Here is a 20,389-nt window from a genome sequence, read left to right as displayed (position 1 = left end):
TATAATGTACCCAAGTTAGAAAGGTAGGGAATATTTTTGAAAAAGACATTTTACCATTATATGATGAAGCATCGTGCAGCTTTATTTAGAAATGAAATTTCAGATTTAGCAGAGGCGATGTATGATGATTTAAGTTTTCCGAAGCAATCTGAAGACTATGATGAAATTAGTTCATACTTAGAGTTGAGCGGAATGCTAGAAAGTATGTCTATATTTGATGAAGCCTGGGATTTATACATACAAGATAGATAAAAACTATTTGAAAACATACAGAATACATTACTTTGTTTAAAGTGAAGTATTCTGTATGTTTTTTTATTATGAAATTTGTTGATTTGAAGCTAGTCTAGTTACTAGCTTTTGTTTGAGTGTAATGTAAATTTTATAAGATTATATTTTTTATTGAAAAAATTTATGAATATAAGCTTCTGTGATAAGCGTTTTTATGTAGGTTGCATATACTGATATCAAAATCACGACGTCAAAAAAAGGAGAGATAGAGATGGCAAGAAAAAAACAACCTAAATACAACGTAGGGGACATAGTCGTGATTACGCTATATGGAACCGTTGGGAAAATCACAAATATGAAGGTTTTAGATGGAGTTTATGTATACGAAGTCAATAATCACGATGGCTTTTACGTAGAGCAAACATTGCAGCACGTTACAGAGCAAGATATGAAAAAGGGCGATACGGAGTGGATTGAATTAAATTATAATTTCACGTTTGGTGATCTTGTGCAAGTAACTGGATATGATAAAGATGTTTTCCGTATTGTTGGTTTTCGTACAGAAGTATGGAGATATAAGAATGACGCATGGGAAGATACAATTTATGAATTGTCACGGATTACGGATGGTGAATGGTTAGAAGCGGATGAATCAGATTTAACGTTACTCGCCAATGCTCAAACGGCAAATGCAATTTTGAAGAAAATGAAACAAGATAAAGCAGGTATGAATAAATTGGATTTAGGAAAGTTAAAGTCAATTAACAACTCGAAAAAAGTGAGTGTTAAGACGAATCGTCAAGAAATCATTGATGGATTACTTGACATTTATAACGATTATCAATTATTGTTCGATACATTTAAAGATGAAGAATATAAAATTGTAATGGATGTTGTTCATAATTATTTAGTTAAATTGACAGAGAAAAAATAGTTAACTAGAAAGAGAGAATAAATTGAACAACAACATATGCAGTATAAGGTATGCCTACAACTATTAAAAAAATAAAAAGCCACTTTATAAGAGAGTCTGCCCATTGATCTTCATGCATGAACTCTTCTTTTGTTTGTCCTACTTCATATTGATTTTCCATTATTATTTCCCCCTTTGAATAGCTTGTACTACAATCGTATGCATCTCGTCCAAAGCTTATGACCTATAAAAAAATAAAATCTATTTTTCTAATCTCATATACATAATTTTGAGATTTTTTCATAAAACAGAAATAAAGGAGTGATGCTCATGAAGGAAATTGAAGTCGTGATTGATACGGAAGAGATTGCGGAGTTTTTTTATGAGCAACTAATTGAAAGAGGGTACGTCCCAAAACGAGAAGAAATTGAAGATCTCGCAGATATTACATTTGAGTATTTATTAGAGAAATGCATGATTGATGAAGTTTTTGATGAAGAGGATGAATGAAAGTAACGACGGGCATAACTCGTCGTTTTTTACTCTTTACAAACCTGTCACAAATATAGTCAATAATTATTGGTATAATGAAAAGGAAATTTTACACAAGAGGTGAAGGAATGTTCAAAAAAATTATTGATTCTTTATTAGGAAAGAAAAAATATCGTTCGTATTCAAGTAGTGATTATCGTCGTAGAGGGCGCTCGTATTCAAGTAGCGATTATAAACGACGTTCATCTGGTTATGGACATCAACATTATAAAAGAAAACGTAAAAGCCGTAGCTTCTTTTCAAGTAGCTGATGAAATGGCGTCGTGTACTAGCATTATTTGATAGACCACTGCGAAAAAATACAATTGTTGCAGAGCGTTATAAAATTGAATCAGTAATTGGAATGGGCAGTTATGGGGTTACATATGTCGTTAATGATTTGCAAATAAATAGATATAAAGTCTTAAAACAATTAAGACAAAGTAAACAAAGATATGAGTCTGGTAGAAAATCATTTGAACAAGAGAAAATGATTTTACAAACATTAAATCATCATGCAATTCCTAGTCTATATGATCATTTCATATGGGAGAAAAAGAGTTTCTTTGTGATGGAGTACATGCCTGGTAAAAATTTTGAAGATTATATTTTCATAGATGGGTATGTATATACAGAACGTGAAGTTTTTGAGATTTTATATGAAATATTAGAAATTGTATCGGTGTTTCATAGTGAAGGCATTATTCATCGAGATTTACGCATTCCAAACATACTAATGAAAGAAAATCAAATTAGTATTATTGATTTTGGATTGGCTAAATGGAAAGGTGAGGATGATGAGCGAGTTACAACTTACGAAGGTGAACAAGCTTTGATGCGAGAAGTTCAATTTCGTAGCGACTTTTATGCGCTCGGTCATTTCTCATTATTTTTATTATATGCAGGATATGAATCTAATGAAAAACAGGAAAAACCATGGTACGAAGAATTAACTTTGGAACATTATAATCGCGAAATGCTTATGCGAATGTTACAAATAAAAACGCCGTACTATGAGAATGTACAAGATTTAAAACAAGATGTAGCTTCTGCTTTAGAAAGGATGGAGACTCCATGTTTCAAAAGTTTTTAGCAAGCGTTGGTATTGGAAGTGCAAAGGTAGATACTGTTCTTGAAAAAGATGAGTATATTGTTGGGGAAGAAATAGTTGGAAAGGTTCATATAACTGGAGGTTCAGTTAGCCAACAAATTGAAAGCATTTACTTAACATTATCGACGTCGTATGTACGAGAAGTGGATGATAAAAAAGTAACAGCAACATATGATTTAGAGCGAGTACGCTTAACCGAACCTTTTTCTGTAGAACCGAATGAAACAGTTGACATTCCATTTTCTTTTCCAATGCCAATTGAAGCACCACTTACACTTGGTATGAAAACGGTTTGGATTCATACAGGTCTTGATATTAAACGTAGTATAGACCCAAGTGACCGCGACTACGTTCAAGTGTTACCTAATGCATTATTAAGTAGTGTTTTAGATAGTGTAAATGAATTAGGGTTTAAAGCACGTCATATAGAATGTGAAGAATTACCGCACCGATTACGTAAACAAGTTCCATTCGCACAAGAATTTGAGTTTATTCCGGTTTCTGGAGAGTACTACGGCAGATTAGATGAATTAGAATTATTAATTTTGCCACGTGCATACGACCGATTAGAAATAATTATGGAAGTAGATAGAAAATCACGTGGATTAGCTGGTTTATTCGCTGAGGCACTTGATCTTGATGAGAAGGTTATTCGCTTCACTGTAACAAGAGAAGATATCCCTGAGATGAAGCAAAAAATTAATAATTATATTTTTTAATAAACTATGCATAAAAAAGAAATGGAGAGGAAAACTAAAACAACCGCTCCATTTTTTTGCATAGTGAGGTTATGTATGTGAAACGATATCGACATTTATACTTGCTAAGTTTTACGTTACTCATTTGTTTTGTCGTATTATCACTTTCGTATCATACCGCTTGTATTGAGAACTTTGACAATATAGTCGCACATTTTATTCAAAGCTTTCGAAACGATTATTTGACGACCTATTTTACTTGGGTGTCTTTTATCGGTTCCAAAAGAATATATTTTCCATTACTCATTATTCTTGTAATGTATTTTCTCGTTAGAAAAAAGTTGCTTAGTGCGTTGCTTCTAACAATTAATTACTACGGATCTCGTTATTTAAACAGTATGCTTAAACTATGGTACGAACGAGCAAGACCTGATGTCACGCAGCTTGTTACTGCAACTGGATATAGTTTTCCGAGCGGTCATACGATGAATGCTACTGCTTTTTTAGGATTTATTGCATACGTCACAATTACTGAAGAGCGTATTTCGTTGCATAAAAAATTGTTAATTATTCTTATAGCAAGCTTTGTTGTATTATCTATTTCAGTTAGCCGAATATATCTTGGCGTGCACTATCCATCTGACATATTAGCAGGATGGGCAGCTGGTGGTAGCTGGCTCGTTTTATGTGTTATATTCCATAAAACGTTCATAAAAAAAGAACCTATGTCATAATAGGTTCTTTTTTCATTGGCTCAACATGAATGTGTGCATGGTAAATTCCAAACTTTTTGCGAAGCATAGCTTCGATGTTGTCGGTAATACAGTGACTTTCTCCAACATCCATGCGAGCATCTACTTCAATTGTAATATCAACGTACGTTTGATTCCCGTACATACGTGCTCGAATATCTACAATGTTTTCCACACCGCCAATATGCTCAATAGCATCAGCGTATTCTTCCATTTTATCAGGATCAATTCCATCTGTAAGCATATGAGAAGATTCTACGAAAATCTCCCATGCAGTTTTACAAATAATAAGACCGACAATTAAAGCGGCAATAGGGTCTAAAATAGGCATTTGGAACTGAGAACCGACAATACCTACTACAGTACCAATACTTACGAGTGCATCTGATAAATTATCCTTTGCAGCGGCTTCTAATGATTTACTTTTTGTTCGTGCTGCAATTTTTTTCGTATACAAATACACGCAATACATAACGACAGCAGAAAATAAAGCAACCCATGCAGCGAGTACATTAGGCGCTGCTTGTTTCGGATTTAAGAAAGATTGAATGGCACTAATAACAACTTCTAATCCGACTGTTGCCATAATGAAGGACGCAACAAGTGATGCGATTTGTTCGGCACGCGAATGCCCATACGGATGATCTGGGTCACGAGGTTTACGAGATATTTTTAGACCAATTAATATCGCTAAAGAAGCACCGATATCCGTTAAGTTATTTAAACCGTCAGCGCGTAATGCGCTAGAGAGGGTAATATAACTGATGATGATTTTCATAGAGGATAAAAATATGTAGGCCATAATGCTGACAATAGCGCCTTTATCAGCTTCTTTATGAGAAAGAGTATCCATTTTAATCACTCACCTTTCTTTAAAGGAATTTCTTTCTATAAATAGAGTATCAAACGAAAGTCGTGTGGGTCTATACAAACATTGTTGACGTTTTATAGCTTTTTAAGAAGGGGATAACAAAGTTTCGTGAAGGAAAAATATGTTGAAAAGTACAAAGTCAGGGTGTAAACCGAATTGGAGTTTATTTACTAAAGAGAGAGGAGGGGAGATGGATCAAGAAACGAATACTTTTCTTACTACGTATTATTCTTATCATGACAAGGTGTAATTCATTAAACGAGGAAAAACGTCAAAAGATAATTATGAAAACAGATGAAAGCCCTCTGAAAAATATTTTCCAGAGGGCTTTTATCTTAGTATGCTTCTAAAAACTCAGTAACTTGCTCTTCAGTTTTTGCATTAGCACTATGTAAGTGGCCTAGCTTCTCACCGTTTTGGTATACAAGTAAACTTGGAATACCCATTACTTGATACTCTTCAGCGATACTTGGAAACTCATCTTTATTAATAGAATACCATTCAAATTTATTGAACTCTTCCATTACATCTCCGATAAAGTTGTCCATGCGTACGCAATCTGGGCACCATGTAGTAAAGAACTTAACAACTACTGGCTCCTCGCTTGCGATGATGTCTTTGAATTCTTGTTCTGTTTTAATTTCTTTCATAAGTAAAACTCCTTTCAATATCACACGAATTTATATGCAAAATTCGTATTTGCAAACATGTTGCAAACTTATTATTTGTTTTTTAATTTTGTAGTTCGTTCACACTTATAAAATTGTATGTAACATGGCTGTGCTACTAAGTGTGAAAATAACGGAACCTCACTTTTCTTTATAAGCTTTTTCCAGGATTGTGTCAAACTTTTGAATTTTATACAGAAATTAAAGAAGCCCAAACTTTGATTGAGTATGGGCAGAGTGACTAAAATTAATCGCTTATTAATTTCGAATAAATATTTAAATCGATAAGCTTTCCAGCTGATTTTTCGCTTTTTCTCAGAGTACCTTCAAAAGTAAAGTTTAATTTTTCTAATACTTTTACGGAATTTACATTTGCTGGTTCAACTTTTACAAAAATTGAATCAGGTTAGAAATTATATGGTTGTAATGGGAATTGAGGGATATGAATAAAAAAATTGTATCCCGCATTAACGGGCAGTAAGACCTCCACTGATTAAAGTTTCACTTTATTAGGGATTTGCCTTAAACATTTATTACAGTCAAGAATATTTATAATAATATGAACTAAAAAAGGTCCAATTTTTGTAATGTTGGAGGGGAGTATTGTGGACATAACTCAAAGCGTGGCAAGAATAGTGGTTAATGGGAAAGACCTTTCTTTCACTTCAGTTCAAACCTCTGCATGGAATCATGGACCTGTAAATGATTTAATCGTTACGACGAATCAGAGAGTGAATGAGCTTTATCAATTCATGTGGTCACAAGTACCGGTTACGATGTCGGTATATTTTCTTCAAGGGGCGGATTTACTTAGATTCGTTAGGGTTGCTGGAATTGATGAGCGTGTAAACGGAGAATATGTATATCATTTCATTTGGTAATAAGAAGAATTAAAAGTAGTCTAGCAGCTACTTTTTTATTTTATCATTTGAATATAAGCGAGCGAACTAGCATTATAGTACCAATGAAATAAAGAATCATAATATAATGTGTAACAAATTATACGGAAGTGAGTTGAAAATTATGTTTTATTCATATATTAATTCTGAAGCTGGCATGCGACCAGCGTATGGTACGTCTATAACGTATAGTGGAGCACAAAGTACAGTTCAAGCTATTCAACAAGCATTGCAAATGCAACAACAAATGCAGCAGCAAGGAGTACAACCATATTACTCATCCGTAGAGTATTTTTATCCAGTACATCATGTTACACCGTACGGAAGTTCTTTTCTTACTATTCCATATGGAACTATATACAACTTATAACTAGTAAGGAATGAAGTGGTTTATATAAATAAGGGTGCAGATTAATAGCGCCCTTATGAATAAGAAAAATAGCTAGTCCAAACCTTATAAATCAATCTTACATAATATGTAGTAATAAGTTTGAAAGGGGAATTAGTATGTCTTGTTATTACTACTGTAAGTATTGTAAGGAGTATAAAAAGAAGCATCATGATTGTTGTAAGAACATTAGTAAGTGTCATGATAATAAGGACAATCTTGTTAGAGCATCGGCATTTAGAGCTAGAAATACTGTGAATCAAAATGTTCCTGCTAATACTTTTGTGAAAGTGTTATTTCAAAATGAACAATTTGATTTAGCGAATGAGTATAATCCAGCAACATCTATTTTTACGCCGAAGACTAAAGGAGTATATTCTATTATTGGAACGATTGGTTTCTTTCCAAATGATCCAACTTTAAATTATAGAGCGCGTGTAGAAATTCGTGTGAATGGAAACGCAGCGATAGCTATAGATAATGACTTTTTTGGTCCAATAAGTTTTGGAAATGTCGTAAGTGTTTCGACGATTGTTCAATTGAATGCAGGGGATGAAGTTGAGATTTATGCACAAAGTAGTATAGATGGGGTTTTAAGTCCTTTAGAAGATGGGGCACATTTTGAAGCGGCAAGATTTCCTTCTCCAACTAAATAAAACTGATCATTAAATGTTTTTTAGTAGGTTTAGTTAATCCCCTTACCAAATGGTGGGGGATTATTATTGTTTTTCTAGAATATATAAGTAAACAGGTGAAGTGTAGTTTAATTTGTAGAGGTTTCAACCTTCTTCAGATAATAAACAGAATAATAAGTAACATGCTTGTGAAAACTCATTGTTAGTAAGTTTGCTAGTTTTCTTATAGAACAAGAAAGACGGAATACATAAAAGATCGTATCATTACGTTTTTTCTTTACTATATAGAAATTATATATTGAACATAGATTTGTGTAGGGAATCCTAATACACTGAAAAGAATAACATAAAGGCGATTACACTATATAAAAACAAAATCAATCCTAAGATGAGTAGTATTGGATGCAACTTGAACATATTTGACCTCCTTGAGTATATAAAGAATTTTAATATATTGTTGGTCAATTTAGAAGAGGGACGGTTACATAAAAAAAGAGCATACATAAAAAGTATGCTCCAAAGAAAGATAGGTTTTATGAGTGGATAATCTCCATACGATAATATATGTTCTATTAATAAAAACGTGTAAAAAATCAATGAATTATCAATGGAATATCATAAAATGAGTAATTTTAATTTAGAAATGCAGTTATTTTCTTTCTCGGTTATCTTTAGGTAACAAAGTTGTGAAAATCGTGCATTATGCGGACTAACAACGGGATAACGATCGTACTTCAGTTACATATTTCTTAAAGTCTGGATATTGCGTGATAGTTTGACATTTAGGGGTGCATAGTTGATTAATTATAGACACATTTGTAATTACTTCGTTACAAGGACCGAAAAATGTAACTTTTAGTTTTGAATTTGGTGGGATTTTAAACACGATAGGTTTTTTTTTCATGAAATCAGCTCCTAATATTGAGTGTTATAATTTAAAGGATATAGAGTCGTATTAGTATAATATGAAATTTCAGTTGATTTGCTTATAATAAAGAATTTTATAGTAGTAAAAGTGATTAAAGATGTAAAGGGGAAATTGAGAATGCGAAATAAAATGTTTAATTAATATAATCAATAAATACGAAAATGAATAATATAACTAATGCATTTTTTAGTTTGTTACATATTATGTTAGTAAGAATGGTATAAGGAGGTAGTATATAGTAGTGGAAGAAAATGTACAAGCTCAGCTTTCGCCACCGTGGATCACATATTTTAATGAATTAAAAAATTCAATAGGTGCTGATCCAACTGTAACAGTTGGGCCACTTATTCCTGTTGGTGGTAATTATATTATTTTAGTGCATGCGTTAAGCAACGAAAAAGCGAGAGCATTAGCAACGCTTTTAAAATCTTTTGTACAATTTGGGAATGTAAGTGTGACAGTTATTGTAACGAATAATGAGAATGAAATTGTAAATCCATTTCCTTGTCCCCTAGATGCATTTGAAATAGCTCATTTATTTCAAGTAGCACTAGAAAATAATCCTTATTTTGAACAAGTTGTGGTACAGCCTCAGTTCCCTGGCGGACCGAATGTTGTCTTTCCGGTTTTCGCTGCGGAAGTCATTCAGGTTTTCAATGACGACATTTCTAACTTATGTCAAACGTTTACAGGTGTTGCTGCCAATGTATTTCGTGATGTAATGAATGATGAGATTTGTGGTATACCAATTCTATTTTCTACAAGTTGTGTTATGAGTAGTGAAAATCAAGAATTGCAAAATACAGATTTAGCACCAAAGTTGTTTTATTAAACTGTAAAAAGACATTTTCATTAATAGAAAATGTCTTTTTTATGCACCAATAGTGTTCAGGTTGGAAAATTGTGATTTAAAAGGAGTAAACTTCAATTAATTAAAATTTTTCTAAATCTCAAATTTCATGTAGAGGTAGTAATTTTGACTTAAGAATATATAGAAAATGAGGGATGAAATTTTTTAGTTGAAAGGAAATTGATACTGAAAGTTATAACTTAATAATATAGGGGTTTTTTTCTAATATATGTAAAAATGATTGGTAGGACGAGATTACATAATAAATGAATAGTAGGGTGTATTTCGAATATTTTATGTGGCAAACATGTTAAAACTAATAGAAATATTTCTGAAAGAGAATATATTTTGAAAAACGGTAAAGATTCTTTTTATTTATATTATAGATAGCTAGTTCTAGAGAGAGGAGGCTTACAATAAAACAAGCTATGAATAAGACATTAAAAAGGAGCTGGAATGTGTGGGGTATATTGTAGATATTTCAAAATGGAATGGAACTATCAATTGGGATATTGCAGCATCTCAGCTAGATTTAGTGATTGCTAGAGTTCAAGATGGCTCTAATACGGTGGATTTTATGTATCAAAATTATGTTAGTGAAATGAAAAAGCATAGTATCCCATTCGGTAATTATGCTTTTTGCCGTTTTATATCTATTGCTGATGCAAAGAAAGAGGCACAAGATTTTTGGAATCGTGGTGATCAATCTGCTAAGTTTTGGGTAGCGGACGTAGAAGTTCAAACGATGGTAGATATGCAAGGCGGGACACAGGCATTTATTGATGAATTACGCCGTTTAGGTGCGGAAAAAGTAGGATTATATGTAGGGCATCACACGTATCTATCATTTGGAGCACGTAATATTGAAGCTGATTTCGTATGGATCCCTCGTTATGGAGGGAATAAGCCAGCATATCCATGCGATATGTGGCAATATACGGATTCAGGGAATGTTCCTGGGATTGGGAAATGTGATCTGAATCGATTAGTAGGAAATAAGTCACTTTCTTGGTTTATAAATTCGAACAAAGCAAATCAATCTAGCATAGTGTATACACAGCAATCGAATGGCATTGGTATTGCAGTTTCGAAATATCCTGATGGATATGGAATAAATTTATATGAAAACCCCATGAATCCCCAATTTACAGGTACACTCACTCAGAAAATTCCATATTTAATCTTAGCAGGTTATTGGGGAGGCGGTGAGCAAGATATGATTTGTTTAGGGAACGATAAGCAGTGGGTATATTTAAAACATTTTAATGTGAAATGGTTTTATGCAACTTCAAAATATCCTGTCGGTTACGGAGTAAATTATTATGAAGAGCCTGAATGTATGAATTATAAAGGAAACATAGATGGATCGACATCTTTTCGAGTGTGGGGTAGAGTGGGAAATGCGGTAGATATCGGGCAGAATAGTTGGATACCTGAAAAACATGTAATTATTAAGCAACTATAGAAGCTATATTTTTTTGAGAATTATATAAAGAGTCTTCTTACTATGCATAGTAAGAAGACTCTTTATATTTAAAAATGAAAATACATGATACATAGTCAACTCATATGAAATGAATTACATGTAGAAAACACACTGTTTTCACAATGACTGTGTATAGTTAATTTGCATAATGATAAAAGTGAGGTATTTGAATTGAAAAAGAAGAAAATATTTATTGGAACAATTATTTCATGCATGATGCTAGCATTATCTGCATGTGGTTCCTCAGACAACGTAGTAACATCAAAAGTAGGAAATGTTACAGAGAAAGAATTAAGTAAAGAATTACGACAACAATATGGAGAAAGTACTTTATATCAAATGATGTTAAGTAAGGCATTGCTAGATAAATATAAAGTTTCAGATGAGGAAGCAAAAAAGAAAGTAGAAGAAGCAAAAGATAAAAGGGGTGAAAACTTTAAATCGACTTTAGAACAACTTGGGTTGAAAAATGAAGATGAATTAAAAGAAAAAATGAAGCCAGAAATTGCATTTGAGGAAGCGATTAAAGCAACAGTTACAGATAAAGATGTGAAAGATAACTATAAACCAGAAATGAAAGTAAGTCACATTTTAGTGAAAGATGAAAAAACGGCTAAAGAAATAAAGGAGAAAGTAAATAATGGTGAAGATTTTGCTGCCTTAGCAAAACAGTATTCAGAAGATACTGGTTCAAAGGAACAGGGCGGGGAAATATCTGGTTTTGCTCCTGGGCAAACAGTGAAAGAATTTGAGGAAGCTGCGTATAAATTAGATGCAGGCCAAGTAAGTGAGCCGGTTAAAACAACTTACGGTTACCATATTATTAAAGTGACGGATAAAAAAGAATTGAAGCCATTTGATGAAGTAAAGGATAAAATTCGTAAAGATATAGAACAACAAAGACTACAAGATACGACAGGTAAATGGAAACAACAAGTAGTCAATGATTTATTGAAAGATGCTGATATTAAAGTGAATAATAAAGAATTTAAAGATACATTTAAATTTCTAGAAAAGAAATAATGACTGTAATCATAATTAGAAAAGGGAACTCATGTAGAGTTCCCTTTTTCTAATTAGTGTGTGAGTTATAAATAGATAGTAAGACAATACAATATTACATTTAAATATTAAGAATTACAATGGGAAATTATGGATTGTAATTATTTCAACGAAAGTGGATATTCTACGGTTTTCATTATGCAAGTTTATTACATATATTTACTCTTTAATAATGGATATCGAACATAATTTTAAAAATAATACATATAATGTTTTTGAATAAATATTTAACATGGATAATTAGTAAAAAGCTGAGCATTCGATTGGAAAGGATGTTCTTTTTCATATAAAAATTTTAGGATAAAGAATGAATCGTTTTAAACGCGTCATTTACCACATCAATAAATTAAGGTGGTGGAGAATATATGAAAGTAATCTTTCAAGGAGAGGGCGGCGCGAAAATTTTTGAGTCATATGATGAAAATGTAAGTGATTTATTAGCTATATTAAAAGAAACGAAAGGGATTAAAATCGGGATGGTTGAGTATAAAGTGTTAAAGTACGAACTTAATTATTTTCGTCATCCGAAAAAAGCGGATACAGAGAGAGAGTTACATATAATAGTACAACCTAAGTATATGTAATAAAATATAATAATAAAAATCATTGATTCAGTTTTGTAAAGTTCCATAGAGTATGTAAGAAAAGAGAGTGTTGTAAATGCTCTCTTTTCTTATGCTTTGTGAGTTCGTTCATCATAGTATATGTTTTCAGTTATAGATGGTTAATAAACGATAAAAATTTAAAACTTTTTCGTTTAGGCAGGGATTTTATATTTGAGTAAATAAATATACTATGAAGTATTTTTTATACGAATACTGGAGGAGTATAAAATGAGTTTAGCAAGTTACATAGGCTGTAATATAGAAATTCCGTTAACGGATCCGGATTCTAATAATCTAATTGTTTTTGGACCGTGTTTTTCAGATGAAAGTATGCTTGAAATTGTACAAGATTATCAATTCCAAACAAATTACACATATGAGGTTTCAACTAGTTGGGGAATTGAACTTGTCGAGTGGCAAAATGTAAAGGAAAAAAAGAAGCGAAAGAAAAACTTTTAACTTTATGCAAGATTATGGAAGGTTATTTGGAAGATGGAGACTATTTCGAATTATGTAGTTGTTGGGTTGGTGATGAAGATAAGGAACGAGTAGGGGAATTGAACTTAAAAATAAATCATTTTAATATAGATGAATTATGTATTCCAGAAAGAACATTAGTTAGGATAGAAAAATAAGCTTTGAAATATTTTTTAGAAAAAGGCGATTTCACTTTGGGTGAAGTTGCCTTTTAGTTGTTATATGCATGTTATATAAGAAATGAGAAGTTTATTTGATAAAGGAAAAAAGTATGGAGATAAATAAAATTATGTTTTTTGTTAAGAAATAATAAGTATGGCTCTTCTCAAAAGAACGTAAGTTCGTGTATAATAAGAACGAATGTTCTTTTGAGAGGTAACCTAATTATAGTTTAGAAGTAAATCCGAGTTTAGTGAGTATTAAAAATAACTAAGGGATAGTATGGCTAAATAAATGTATAAATGATCAAGGAGATAAAAAATGAACGATGTAAAGATACAAAAAGAAGAAAGAGAGTGGGTTCCGTTTACAGTAATGTCCGAACAACTTTTAAATATGAGAAAGATTATTGGAGAGAAATTAAAAGTACAAAAACCGCTTTTAACAAATGAAGCAAAAGAGAGAATTTCTGATAAATTATTAACGTCATTATTGTCTGAGAAAGAAATATTGGTAACATATTTTGAAGATGGTTACATACTAACAAGCTACATGACTGTTGTACATATCAATCCGGTAAAACAAATTGTAATTTGTACAGACGCCTTTTATAAAACTTACGTATTTAACGCTATGGATATTATTGAAATAACGTAAAAGAAGCTGAATATTAAATGGCAGCTTCTTTTATTTCTGATTTATGAGACAAATAATACAAGAAAAAGCAGCTAGCTTCGTGCTAGCTGCTGAGCCCCAGGGAAAGGGAGAAAAAGATAGGGTACTCCAAAATCAACAAAAGCTGTCAAACAGCCTGATTATAGTATAGACAAATTAAAATTTTCTATACAGAAAGTTGAACATAAGATTAGGCTGTACCCACTTGGTTTTGATCTGCAAGGTCAGAATCAAATGTATTGGTCGCGCTAACACCGCTAAAAGTATTAACAACAAAACCAACGTTTGATGCGCCGGAACCATTATAAGCTTTCGTATTTTCTTTCGGAGATACGTTGTAGAAATCACCTAAGTTAAATGATCCATTGCTATTTTGTACAACTAAATTTCCTACAACTGATGGCATAATTTTCACCTGCTTTATAATAAGTTGTTAACATTACTATATGGAGTTATAGTCCAGATGGTTCATACAATAAAAATTGTGGAATAGTAAAACGTTTGGAGCATGGATTTCAATAAAAGTGTGTTAAAATTAATATAATAAAGTTGAGTAATTTTTTAAAAAAATTTGTATAATTGATATATATGAAAATAAAGGAGGCAAAATGTAATGAAAGATATTATGAAAAAAGTTGATTTAACAGATGCCAAATCAAGTAATCTTGTTGCACTAATTTATAGTAATGAAGTTATATTAGTTGAAGACGCATTTTGTCCAAATGAAATAAAATTAAAGTTTAATGAAATTGCAATTTTATCTGCAATTAAAACAGCCCATATTGCGAAAGTGTCTATTAGGAAAGAACTTGAAGCGCTTTTTCATGATACGGGTGTTATATTAGTGAAACAAAATGTTGATTATGGTAGTAGCCAATCTATTACCATGCATTTTGAGCAATTTAAAAAATTGCAAGATGAGATTGAACATTTAAATAAAAGTATATAATAAAGCAGCTAAATAAAGGTTCTATCATAAAGGTGGAATGTGTTGTGTTGAAAAAGTGGTTTAAAAATTATTTGGGTGAATCGCATTGTAAACATAAATATATTTTTATTAAGATGCAGGATAATGAGGATTTTAAAAAAGGTATATTAGGTGTAGTTTATATTTACCAGTGTGAGAAATGTGGAAAAGAGAAGCTGAAATGTAAAAACAATAATGAAATAAACAATGAATTTTTAGATATATAGCAAAAAGTAACCATGATGGTTACTTTTTTTGCTTATGTATGCAATATCAAAACCATTACTAAAGTATGAGTTGAGTTGATACTATAGTAAATCGCTGAATAAAAATGAAGAGAGTAAGATATAGGGAAGGAGGATGAGAGAAATGAAGCGAAAAGAAATTAGTAAATCTGTAATTATTACAGGTGTGACACAAGGGTTAGGACGTGCGATGGTTGATCGATTTCATGAATTAGGGTGGAACATATATGGTTGTGGACGTTCAAAAGATAAAATTGAAGAACTAAAAAAACAGTACAGTAAAATACATGATTTCCAAGTAATTGATGTTTCAGATTCTCAGCAAGTTAACAATTGGGCAAATTATATACTTAATAGACATACGGCTCCCAATCTGATAATAAATAATGCATCGATTGTAAATCAAAATGCACAACTTTGGAAAATTACGGCTCAAGAATTCGAAAGTGTAATGAATGTAAACGTGAATGGTGTAGTAAATGTAATAAGAGCGTTTGTTCCCGCAATGGTATCTAGGAAAGAAGGAATTATCATTAATATGAGTTCTAGTTGGGGGAGAGAAGGTGAAGCTGAGCTTGCGCCATATTGTGCCTCGAAATTTGCAATTGAAGGTATCACTAAATCTATGGCCCTGGAATTACCCCATGGCATGGCTGTAGTTGCTTTAGATCCTGGAGGGAGTATTAGTACTCCAATGCTGAAGTCATGTGCGCCACAATATATAAATGAATCGCCTGCACCTGAAACTTGGTCACATAAAGCGATTGAATATATATTGAATATAACAATAGATAAAAATGGAGATTCATTGACATGCCCAGCATGTGTATAAAAAGCACCTTTAAGGTGCTTTTTATATTAGTAGCACATTATATCATTCACAAAATTACATCTGAAAAATAAAATAAAAGATTAAGGGTGAGATTTGTTTGTTTTGAAAGCTTTAGAAAATATTTGAATAGGTGATAAAAATGAATCCAAGCAGTTTAAAAGTGACAGGGGCATGGTTTCAAGTAGGGGGGAATCTTACAGCTGCTATTGGAACGACAAGAGGATTTATTGGAGAAGAGAAAGTTGAATCGGAACTTGTTATTGTAGGAAGCTCATTACAAGCCCTCGGGTATATATTACAAATCATTGCGAGCAATTATGATGATGGGGAAGAAAAAAGAGAGAATCAAAGTAAATTACTTGATCAAATAGGAATTGAGTTATTAGCATTAGGAAATATATCAAATGTAATAGGAATATATTTTAATATAAATGAACAATTGAAAGAGAATGATTATCTTATCATTACAGGGAACAGTTTACAATCGATTGGTGCTTTTTTAGGAGTAGAAGCAGCTTTGGTGGATATAAATGTATTACAGAAAATTATTATACTGGGTAACTCCATGCAAAGTTTAGGAGCTGGATTACAAGCGTATCAAGGTGTTTTAAATGTATTGAAAGATGAGAAAGAAAATAAAGATAGTATTTTTGATAAGAAGGATGAGAGAATCATTGCACTCATTGGTATTTGGATACAAGCGATAGGAACGTTAATTTCCGCAATTGGAATAACTGCAATAGAGGAAGAAAATAGGCTAGAAAACAATGAAAAGTCTGAAATACTTATATAAATAGAAGGGGATACATTGATTTTAGAGGCAGGTTAAGATTAAAATGGTAGTAGGTTTTTTTGCGTATATTTTGAAAAGTGATATATAAAATATAAAATAAGGAGTTTTCAAGGGATGATGTATTTATTAGCAATTTTTCTTCCACCTGTTGCTGTATTATTTTGTGGAAAACCAATTCAGGCAATCATAAATTTCATATTAACATTAATATTTTGGGTTCCAGGAGTTATACACGCAATTCTTGTAGTGCATGATAAAAAAGCTGATCGGCGTTTGAAAAAACAAATTCAAGCATATGATGAAATTAATAAGAGAAATCGAAGATAATTCATCTGCCAAATGTTTTTAAAAGAAAGGAGGATTAACCTCCTTTCTTTTTTAGTGGGTGTTAAGTTTAAATTTTTGTGTGGCGGAAAGAATTTTTAATGTAAGTATTATGATAATAACTTTTAGATTGTGCATGTAATAGGCCAGTATAAATGCTTTCTGGTACATTAAAGAAATCATACATACCATGCTTTAATTGGATTCGCAAAATCATAGAAAAAGGATTATAACCAACAGCAACTATATTTTTTGAGGTAACCGGAGATAGCTTCATTATTATGCAACTCCTTATTTTTCATTTTTAATAATTCTTTGTAGGAAACGGTATTGTGGTGTTGAAATCTTTATAATTAAAGAGGTATTATACCAATATTAAATATATTAAATATATTAAATATTGGTTATACGTAATTATAAGTAAGTTCACACGAAGTTCATATCGATATGCTATTTTTATTTCACCTTTGATTTATTAATAAGAAAATATTGACCATTTGAAAAAAAGGTATATTATTTATACGAGGTAATAAAAATTCACTTCTTTCATTATTATGCTAAAAGGGGCAGCATTATTAGAAAATTAGAAGTGAAAATAGTATGTATAAGAGCCATTCTAAAATTTGTAATCTGTGAATTGGGAAAATATTGAATGCTCCAGGTCAATACACTTTCTTGCCTAAACGTATTTACGAAAGTGACCTCAATATTTTTAATTAAATCAACGGGAGAATTGAAAGGCAGGAGAAAGTAACATGTCAGAAAATTATCGTTCTCGCGAGGAGCGACGACAAGTTAAAAAGAAAAAACAACCAGCTTCTAAAACACAAAAACCAAAAGGTAAAACATCATTTTTCCGCAAGTTTTTAATTACTTGTTTATTACTTGGTATTGTAGGTTTAGTGGCGGGGGTTGCTACCTTTTTCGTAATGATTAAGGACGCACCAAAACTGGAAAAAGCAAAACTTGTTAATCCGTTATCCTCAAAAATTTATGATAAAAACGGGGATTTGGTATATGAATATGGAAAAGAAAAAAGGACGAATGTTACGTATGATCAAATACCTAAATTAGTAGAAAATGCATTTTTAGCGACAGAAGATTCACGTTTTTATGAGCATAGCGGAGTAGACTTTAAAGGTACTGCCCGTGCTGTTTTAGTGAGTCTTAAAGGAGATTATGGCTCTCAAGGTGGAAGTACGATAACGCAGCAAGTTATTAAAAACTACTTCTTATCTATGGATAAAACACCAAAGCGTAAGGCGCAAGAAATATATTTAGCTTATAAGCTAGAACAACAGTATTCAAAACATGAAATATTAGAGATGTACTTAAATAAAATTAACTTAGGTAATCGTTCATATGGTATCGCAACAGCAGCACAAAACTACTATGGTAAAGAATTGAAGGACTTAACATTACCAGAAGTTGCGATGCTTGCAGGTTTACCGAAAGCACCGAATAACTATGATCCAACGAAAAAAGAAAATGTTCAAAAAGCAACAGAAAGAAGAAATGTTGTTCTAAACTTAATGAATCGACATGGATATATAACAAAACAGGAAATGGAAGAAGCGATAAAAGTTGACGTAGAAAAGGGACTCAAGCCTGCAGCTCAACTACAAACAATGCCATACCCTGCATTTATGGATGCAGTTGTGAAAGAAGTAGAAAAAGAATTACCAGATGCTAATATCGGTTCTGACGGTTTAGAAATTTATACAACGTTAGATCCGAAAGCACAGAAACTTGCTGATAATATTTTAAATAATAATATCATTGATTATCCGAACGATAAATTCCAAGGTGCATTCACATTTATGGATACGAAAACAGGAGAAGTTCGTGCTATAGGTAGTGGCCGTGGAGAAAATAAAGCTGTATTTAAAGGGCATAATATGGCAATTGAATTAGATCGTGCAGCTGGTTCAACGATGAAGCCGATTTTCGACTACGCTCCTGCAATTGAATATTTAAAATGGGCTACGTACCATCAAATTGATGACTCTCCATTTAAGTATTCAACGGGACAAGAAGTACGAAATGCAGATAGAAGTCATATGGGTCCAATTACAATGCGTGAAGCATTAAAAATGTCGCGTAATATTCCTGCAATTAAAACTGCAAAAGAAGTAGGGATTAGTAAATCGAAAGAATTCTCTGAGAAACTAGGTATTACATTTAATACAGCACCGACAGAATCGACAGCGATTGGTACAAATGAAGTATCGCCAACTGAAATAGCGGGTGCTTATGCGGCATTTGGTAATGAAGGTAAATATACGAAACCGCATTTTGTTAAGAAAGTCGTTTATCCAGACGGTAAGTCACAAAGTTTTGGACAAAAACCAAAACAAGTTATGACAGATTCTACCGCATACATGATTACTGATATGCTTCGTTCTGTAGTTACATCAGGTACTGGTACATCGGCAAATGTAGGCTCTTTAGATGTAGCTGGTAAAACGGGTACGACAAACTATTCATCAAAGCAATTAGCTCAATATAAAATTCCAGAAAGTGCAACTCGTGATAGTTGGTTCGCTGGATATACACCGCAATATACGATGGCAGTATGGACTGGGTATATGAAAGATGGTAAAGACGAGTATATTAGTAGTAAAAATACGAAAATTGCACAGTTGATCTTTAAAGAAATGATGAGCGAAATGGCTACAGATAAATCACGCTTTAAAATGCCAAGTAGCGTTATTCAAGAAGGTAGTGAGCTACGTATAAAAGGTGAAAAACGTGATTCATCGCCAAATACTAGCGTACCGGATACAACGGAGCAACCAAAACAAGATCAACAGCAAAAAACTGAAGAAGAGAAAAAGCAAGAAGAATTAAAGAAACAAGAAGAACTGAAAAAACAAGAAGAACAAAAGAAACAAGAGGAACTTAAGAAGCAAGAAGAACAAAAGAAACAAGAAGAGCAAAAGAAACAAGAAGAACAAAATAATGGAAATGGCCAAGGAACGACACCTCCAGTAAATAATGGAGGAGGCCAAGGAAATACGACACCTCCAGCAAATAATGGAGGAGGTCAAGGAAATACGACACCTCCAGCAAATAATGGAGGAGGTCAAGGAAATACGACACCTCCAGCAAATAACGGAGGAGGTCAAGGAAATACGACACCTCCAGCAAATAATGGAGGAGGTCAAGGAAATACAACTCCACCAGCGACCACACAACCAGAGACTGGCGGTAATGCAGGAGAGGCCCCTGCTAATAATGGGCAATAAGAAAAATTTATAAAAAATATTAAAAAGCACTTAAGATTTGT

Annotated in this window: 29 protein-coding genes and 1 pseudogene; 23 read left to right on the top strand and 7 right to left on the bottom strand. The window is 32.4% G+C overall.

Annotated features, from left to right (window positions below):
* Positions 1 to 36: 36 nt before the first annotated feature.
* Both EBQ15_RS09375 and EBQ15_RS09370 read left to right on the top strand, forming a co-directional pair.
* On the top strand, positions 37 to 252 hold the full coding sequence (locus EBQ15_RS09375) for a YozE family protein (RefSeq protein ID WP_000750717.1): 216 nt from the start codon (positions 37 to 39) through the stop codon (positions 250 to 252).
* A gap of 250 nt (positions 253 to 502) precedes the next feature.
* The gene (locus tag EBQ15_RS09370) at positions 503 to 1,165 is read left to right on the top strand and encodes a hypothetical protein (protein ID WP_000101499.1); all 663 of its coding nucleotides are present in this window, start codon (positions 503 to 505) and stop codon (positions 1,163 to 1,165) included.
* A 4-nt stretch (positions 1,166 to 1,169) separates the two neighbouring features.
* Here EBQ15_RS09370 and EBQ15_RS09365 read toward each other — a convergent pair whose 3' ends face one another.
* Complete coding sequence (locus EBQ15_RS09365; RefSeq protein ID WP_000431486.1) at positions 1,170 to 1,325, bottom strand: DUF3930 family protein; 156 nt, start codon at positions 1,323 to 1,325, stop codon at positions 1,170 to 1,172.
* Between the two features lie 149 nt (positions 1,326 to 1,474).
* Between EBQ15_RS09365 and EBQ15_RS09360 the strand changes: the two genes are divergently transcribed.
* The 5 genes from EBQ15_RS09360 (at position 1,475) to EBQ15_RS09340 (ending at position 4,218) form a co-directional block, all read left to right on the top strand.
* On the top strand, positions 1,475 to 1,654 hold the full coding sequence (locus tag EBQ15_RS09360) for a YozD family protein (protein ID WP_000658451.1): 180 nt from the start codon (positions 1,475 to 1,477) through the stop codon (positions 1,652 to 1,654).
* A gap of 110 nt (positions 1,655 to 1,764) precedes the next feature.
* Positions 1,765 to 1,947, top strand: a complete 183-nt coding sequence (locus tag EBQ15_RS09355; protein WP_000473371.1) for a hypothetical protein — start codon at positions 1,765 to 1,767, stop codon at positions 1,945 to 1,947.
* Positions 1,947 to 2,768: a serine/threonine protein kinase gene (locus tag EBQ15_RS09350; RefSeq protein WP_000872059.1), complete on the top strand. Its 822-nt coding sequence runs from the start codon at positions 1,947 to 1,949 to the stop codon at positions 2,766 to 2,768. The genes EBQ15_RS09355 and EBQ15_RS09350 overlap by 1 nt, the downstream gene beginning before the upstream one ends.
* Positions 2,750 to 3,505, top strand: a complete 756-nt coding sequence (locus EBQ15_RS09345) for a sporulation protein (RefSeq protein ID WP_000486631.1) — start codon at positions 2,750 to 2,752, stop codon at positions 3,503 to 3,505. The genes EBQ15_RS09350 and EBQ15_RS09345 overlap by 19 nt, the downstream gene beginning before the upstream one ends.
* A 77-nt stretch (positions 3,506 to 3,582) precedes the next feature.
* On the top strand, positions 3,583 to 4,218 hold the full coding sequence (locus tag EBQ15_RS09340) for a phosphatase PAP2 family protein (RefSeq protein WP_000833370.1): 636 nt from the start codon (positions 3,583 to 3,585) through the stop codon (positions 4,216 to 4,218).
* Here the strand turns inward: EBQ15_RS09340 and EBQ15_RS09335 are convergent.
* The 3 genes and pseudogenes from EBQ15_RS09335 to EBQ15_RS09325 form a co-directional block, all read right to left on the bottom strand.
* Entirely contained in the window at positions 4,208 to 5,089 is an 882-nt protein-coding gene (locus EBQ15_RS09335) for a cation diffusion facilitator family transporter (protein ID WP_000380385.1), read from the bottom strand. The genes EBQ15_RS09340 and EBQ15_RS09335 overlap by 11 nt on opposite strands.
* Before the next feature lie 353 nt (positions 5,090 to 5,442).
* A complete protein-coding gene (locus EBQ15_RS09330; RefSeq protein WP_000658787.1) occupies positions 5,443 to 5,757 on the bottom strand; it encodes a thioredoxin family protein in 315 nt (104 codons plus the stop codon).
* Positions 5,758 to 6,022: 265 nt separating this feature from the next.
* Positions 6,023 to 6,172, bottom strand: a pseudogene (locus EBQ15_RS09325) (GNAT family N-acetyltransferase); the annotation flags it as partial.
* A gap of 208 nt (positions 6,173 to 6,380) precedes the next feature.
* Here EBQ15_RS09325 and EBQ15_RS09320 point away from each other — a divergent pair.
* From EBQ15_RS09320 to EBQ15_RS09310, 3 genes are all read left to right on the top strand, one after another.
* Positions 6,381 to 6,656, top strand: coding sequence for a hypothetical protein (locus EBQ15_RS09320; protein WP_000355691.1), 276 nt, complete (start codon positions 6,381 to 6,383; stop codon positions 6,654 to 6,656).
* Positions 6,657 to 6,798: 142 nt separating this feature from the next.
* Positions 6,799 to 7,044: a DUF3947 family protein gene (locus tag EBQ15_RS09315; RefSeq protein ID WP_000500112.1), complete on the top strand. Its 246-nt coding sequence runs from the start codon at positions 6,799 to 6,801 to the stop codon at positions 7,042 to 7,044.
* Positions 7,045 to 7,181: 137 nt separating this feature from the next.
* Entirely contained in the window at positions 7,182 to 7,718 is a 537-nt protein-coding gene (locus tag EBQ15_RS09310) for a C1q-like domain-containing protein (RefSeq protein WP_001278086.1), read from the top strand.
* 688 nt (positions 7,719 to 8,406) lie between these two features.
* Here EBQ15_RS09310 and EBQ15_RS09305 read toward each other — a convergent pair.
* Positions 8,407 to 8,601, bottom strand: coding sequence for a hypothetical protein (locus tag EBQ15_RS09305; RefSeq protein WP_000729004.1), 195 nt, complete (start codon positions 8,599 to 8,601; stop codon positions 8,407 to 8,409).
* Between the two features lie 265 nt (positions 8,602 to 8,866).
* Between EBQ15_RS09305 and EBQ15_RS09300 the strand changes: the two genes are divergently transcribed.
* From EBQ15_RS09300 to EBQ15_RS09275, 7 genes are all read left to right on the top strand, one after another.
* Positions 8,867 to 9,457, top strand: a complete 591-nt coding sequence (locus EBQ15_RS09300; protein WP_000392282.1) for a hypothetical protein — start codon at positions 8,867 to 8,869, stop codon at positions 9,455 to 9,457.
* Between the two features lie 478 nt (positions 9,458 to 9,935).
* Positions 9,936 to 10,940: a glycoside hydrolase family 25 protein gene (locus EBQ15_RS09295; protein WP_000540661.1), complete on the top strand. Its 1,005-nt coding sequence runs from the start codon at positions 9,936 to 9,938 to the stop codon at positions 10,938 to 10,940.
* A gap of 192 nt (positions 10,941 to 11,132) precedes the next feature.
* Positions 11,133 to 11,984 (top strand): peptidylprolyl isomerase PrsA, encoded by an 852-nt coding sequence (locus tag EBQ15_RS09290; protein WP_000727346.1) that lies wholly within the window; start codon positions 11,133 to 11,135, stop codon positions 11,982 to 11,984.
* 404 nt (positions 11,985 to 12,388) lie between these two features.
* Positions 12,389 to 12,607: a hypothetical protein gene (locus tag EBQ15_RS09285; protein WP_000864279.1), complete on the top strand. Its 219-nt coding sequence runs from the start codon at positions 12,389 to 12,391 to the stop codon at positions 12,605 to 12,607.
* A gap of 249 nt (positions 12,608 to 12,856) precedes the next feature.
* Entirely contained in the window at positions 12,857 to 13,087 is a 231-nt protein-coding gene (locus EBQ15_RS32000; protein ID WP_000050497.1) for a KH domain-containing protein, read from the top strand.
* Positions 13,042 to 13,263 (top strand): hypothetical protein, encoded by a 222-nt coding sequence (locus EBQ15_RS31995; RefSeq protein WP_002164004.1) that lies wholly within the window; start codon positions 13,042 to 13,044, stop codon positions 13,261 to 13,263. The genes EBQ15_RS32000 and EBQ15_RS31995 overlap by 46 nt, the downstream gene beginning before the upstream one ends.
* A gap of 322 nt (positions 13,264 to 13,585) precedes the next feature.
* Positions 13,586 to 13,921, top strand: coding sequence for a YolD-like family protein (locus EBQ15_RS09275; protein ID WP_001999741.1), 336 nt, complete (start codon positions 13,586 to 13,588; stop codon positions 13,919 to 13,921).
* A 208-nt stretch (positions 13,922 to 14,129) separates the two neighbouring features.
* Here EBQ15_RS09275 and gerPF read toward each other — a convergent pair whose 3' ends face one another.
* Positions 14,130 to 14,345 carry a spore germination protein GerPF gene (gerPF, locus tag EBQ15_RS09270; RefSeq protein WP_001141569.1) on the bottom strand — a complete coding sequence of 72 codons (216 nt, stop codon included), beginning with the start codon at positions 14,343 to 14,345 and terminating at the stop codon, positions 14,130 to 14,132.
* Between the two features lie 207 nt (positions 14,346 to 14,552).
* Here gerPF and EBQ15_RS09265 point away from each other — a divergent pair, with 207 nt between their 5' ends.
* From EBQ15_RS09265 to EBQ15_RS09245, 5 genes are all read left to right on the top strand, one after another.
* The gene (locus tag EBQ15_RS09265) at positions 14,553 to 14,888 is read left to right on the top strand and encodes a hypothetical protein (protein WP_000651906.1); all 336 of its coding nucleotides are present in this window, start codon (positions 14,553 to 14,555) and stop codon (positions 14,886 to 14,888) included.
* A 44-nt stretch (positions 14,889 to 14,932) separates the two neighbouring features.
* The gene (locus tag EBQ15_RS09260) at positions 14,933 to 15,133 is read left to right on the top strand and encodes a hypothetical protein (RefSeq protein WP_000915140.1); all 201 of its coding nucleotides are present in this window, start codon (positions 14,933 to 14,935) and stop codon (positions 15,131 to 15,133) included.
* A gap of 142 nt (positions 15,134 to 15,275) precedes the next feature.
* Positions 15,276 to 15,983, top strand: coding sequence for an SDR family oxidoreductase (locus EBQ15_RS09255; protein WP_000823059.1), 708 nt, complete (start codon positions 15,276 to 15,278; stop codon positions 15,981 to 15,983).
* Positions 15,984 to 16,122: 139 nt separating this feature from the next.
* On the top strand, positions 16,123 to 16,776 hold the full coding sequence (locus EBQ15_RS09250) for a DUF6944 family repetitive protein (RefSeq protein WP_001070041.1): 654 nt from the start codon (positions 16,123 to 16,125) through the stop codon (positions 16,774 to 16,776).
* Positions 16,777 to 16,890: 114 nt separating this feature from the next.
* Positions 16,891 to 17,103, top strand: coding sequence for a YqaE/Pmp3 family membrane protein (locus EBQ15_RS09245; RefSeq protein WP_000990219.1), 213 nt, complete (start codon positions 16,891 to 16,893; stop codon positions 17,101 to 17,103).
* Positions 17,104 to 17,170: 67 nt separating this feature from the next.
* Here EBQ15_RS09245 and EBQ15_RS09240 read toward each other — a convergent pair whose 3' ends face one another.
* On the bottom strand, positions 17,171 to 17,377 hold the full coding sequence (locus EBQ15_RS09240; RefSeq protein WP_000777843.1) for a KTSC domain-containing protein: 207 nt from the start codon (positions 17,375 to 17,377) through the stop codon (positions 17,171 to 17,173).
* Between the two features lie 478 nt (positions 17,378 to 17,855).
* Here EBQ15_RS09240 and EBQ15_RS09235 point away from each other — a divergent pair, with 478 nt between their 5' ends.
* Positions 17,856 to 20,348 (top strand): PBP1A family penicillin-binding protein, encoded by a 2,493-nt coding sequence (locus EBQ15_RS09235; RefSeq protein WP_001293945.1) that lies wholly within the window; start codon positions 17,856 to 17,858, stop codon positions 20,346 to 20,348.
* Positions 20,349 to 20,389: the final 41 nt, after the last annotated feature.

The sequence above is a fragment of the Bacillus sp. 2D03 genome, assembly GCF_003946765.1.
In the GTDB taxonomy this organism is placed as follows: Bacteria; Bacillota; Bacilli; order Bacillales; family Bacillaceae_G; genus Bacillus_A; species Bacillus_A cereus.
Note: the sequence above shows the minus strand (reverse complement) of the source record. Positions and strands in the feature narration are given on the sequence as shown.

Coding starts and splice junctions, on each gene's coding strand:
- EBQ15_RS09370 (WP_000101499.1), top strand. CDS start 503: ATGGCAAGAAAAAAACAACCTAAATACAACGTAGGGGACATAGTCGTG.
- EBQ15_RS09365 (WP_000431486.1), bottom strand. CDS start 1,325: ATGGAAAATCAATATGAAGTAGGACAAACAAAAGAAGAGTTCATGCAT.
- EBQ15_RS09360 (WP_000658451.1), top strand. CDS start 1,475: ATGAAGGAAATTGAAGTCGTGATTGATACGGAAGAGATTGCGGAGTTT.
- EBQ15_RS09355 (WP_000473371.1), top strand. CDS start 1,765: ATGTTCAAAAAAATTATTGATTCTTTATTAGGAAAGAAAAAATATCGT.
- EBQ15_RS09350 (WP_000872059.1), top strand. CDS start 1,947: ATGAAATGGCGTCGTGTACTAGCATTATTTGATAGACCACTGCGAAAA.
- EBQ15_RS09345 (WP_000486631.1), top strand. CDS start 2,750: ATGTTTCAAAAGTTTTTAGCAAGCGTTGGTATTGGAAGTGCAAAGGTA.
- EBQ15_RS09335 (WP_000380385.1), bottom strand. CDS start 5,089: ATGGATACTCTTTCTCATAAAGAAGCTGATAAAGGCGCTATTGTCAGC.
- EBQ15_RS09330 (WP_000658787.1), bottom strand. CDS start 5,757: ATGAAAGAAATTAAAACAGAACAAGAATTCAAAGACATCATCGCAAGC.
- EBQ15_RS09315 (WP_000500112.1), top strand. CDS start 6,799: ATGTTTTATTCATATATTAATTCTGAAGCTGGCATGCGACCAGCGTAT.
- EBQ15_RS09310 (WP_001278086.1), top strand. CDS start 7,182: ATGTCTTGTTATTACTACTGTAAGTATTGTAAGGAGTATAAAAAGAAG.
- EBQ15_RS09305 (WP_000729004.1), bottom strand. CDS start 8,601: ATGAAAAAAAAACCTATCGTGTTTAAAATCCCACCAAATTCAAAACTA.
- EBQ15_RS09285 (WP_000864279.1), top strand. CDS start 12,389: ATGAAAGTAATCTTTCAAGGAGAGGGCGGCGCGAAAATTTTTGAGTCA.
- EBQ15_RS32000 (WP_000050497.1), top strand. CDS start 12,857: ATGAGTTTAGCAAGTTACATAGGCTGTAATATAGAAATTCCGTTAACG.
- EBQ15_RS09275 (WP_001999741.1), top strand. CDS start 13,586: ATGAACGATGTAAAGATACAAAAAGAAGAAAGAGAGTGGGTTCCGTTT.
- gerPF (WP_001141569.1), bottom strand. CDS start 14,345: ATGCCATCAGTTGTAGGAAATTTAGTTGTACAAAATAGCAATGGATCA.
- EBQ15_RS09265 (WP_000651906.1), top strand. CDS start 14,553: ATGAAAGATATTATGAAAAAAGTTGATTTAACAGATGCCAAATCAAGT.
- EBQ15_RS09255 (WP_000823059.1), top strand. CDS start 15,276: ATGAAGCGAAAAGAAATTAGTAAATCTGTAATTATTACAGGTGTGACA.
- EBQ15_RS09250 (WP_001070041.1), top strand. CDS start 16,123: ATGAATCCAAGCAGTTTAAAAGTGACAGGGGCATGGTTTCAAGTAGGG.
- EBQ15_RS09245 (WP_000990219.1), top strand. CDS start 16,891: ATGATGTATTTATTAGCAATTTTTCTTCCACCTGTTGCTGTATTATTT.
- EBQ15_RS09240 (WP_000777843.1), bottom strand. CDS start 17,377: ATGAAGCTATCTCCGGTTACCTCAAAAAATATAGTTGCTGTTGGTTAT.
- EBQ15_RS09235 (WP_001293945.1), top strand. CDS start 17,856: ATGTCAGAAAATTATCGTTCTCGCGAGGAGCGACGACAAGTTAAAAAG.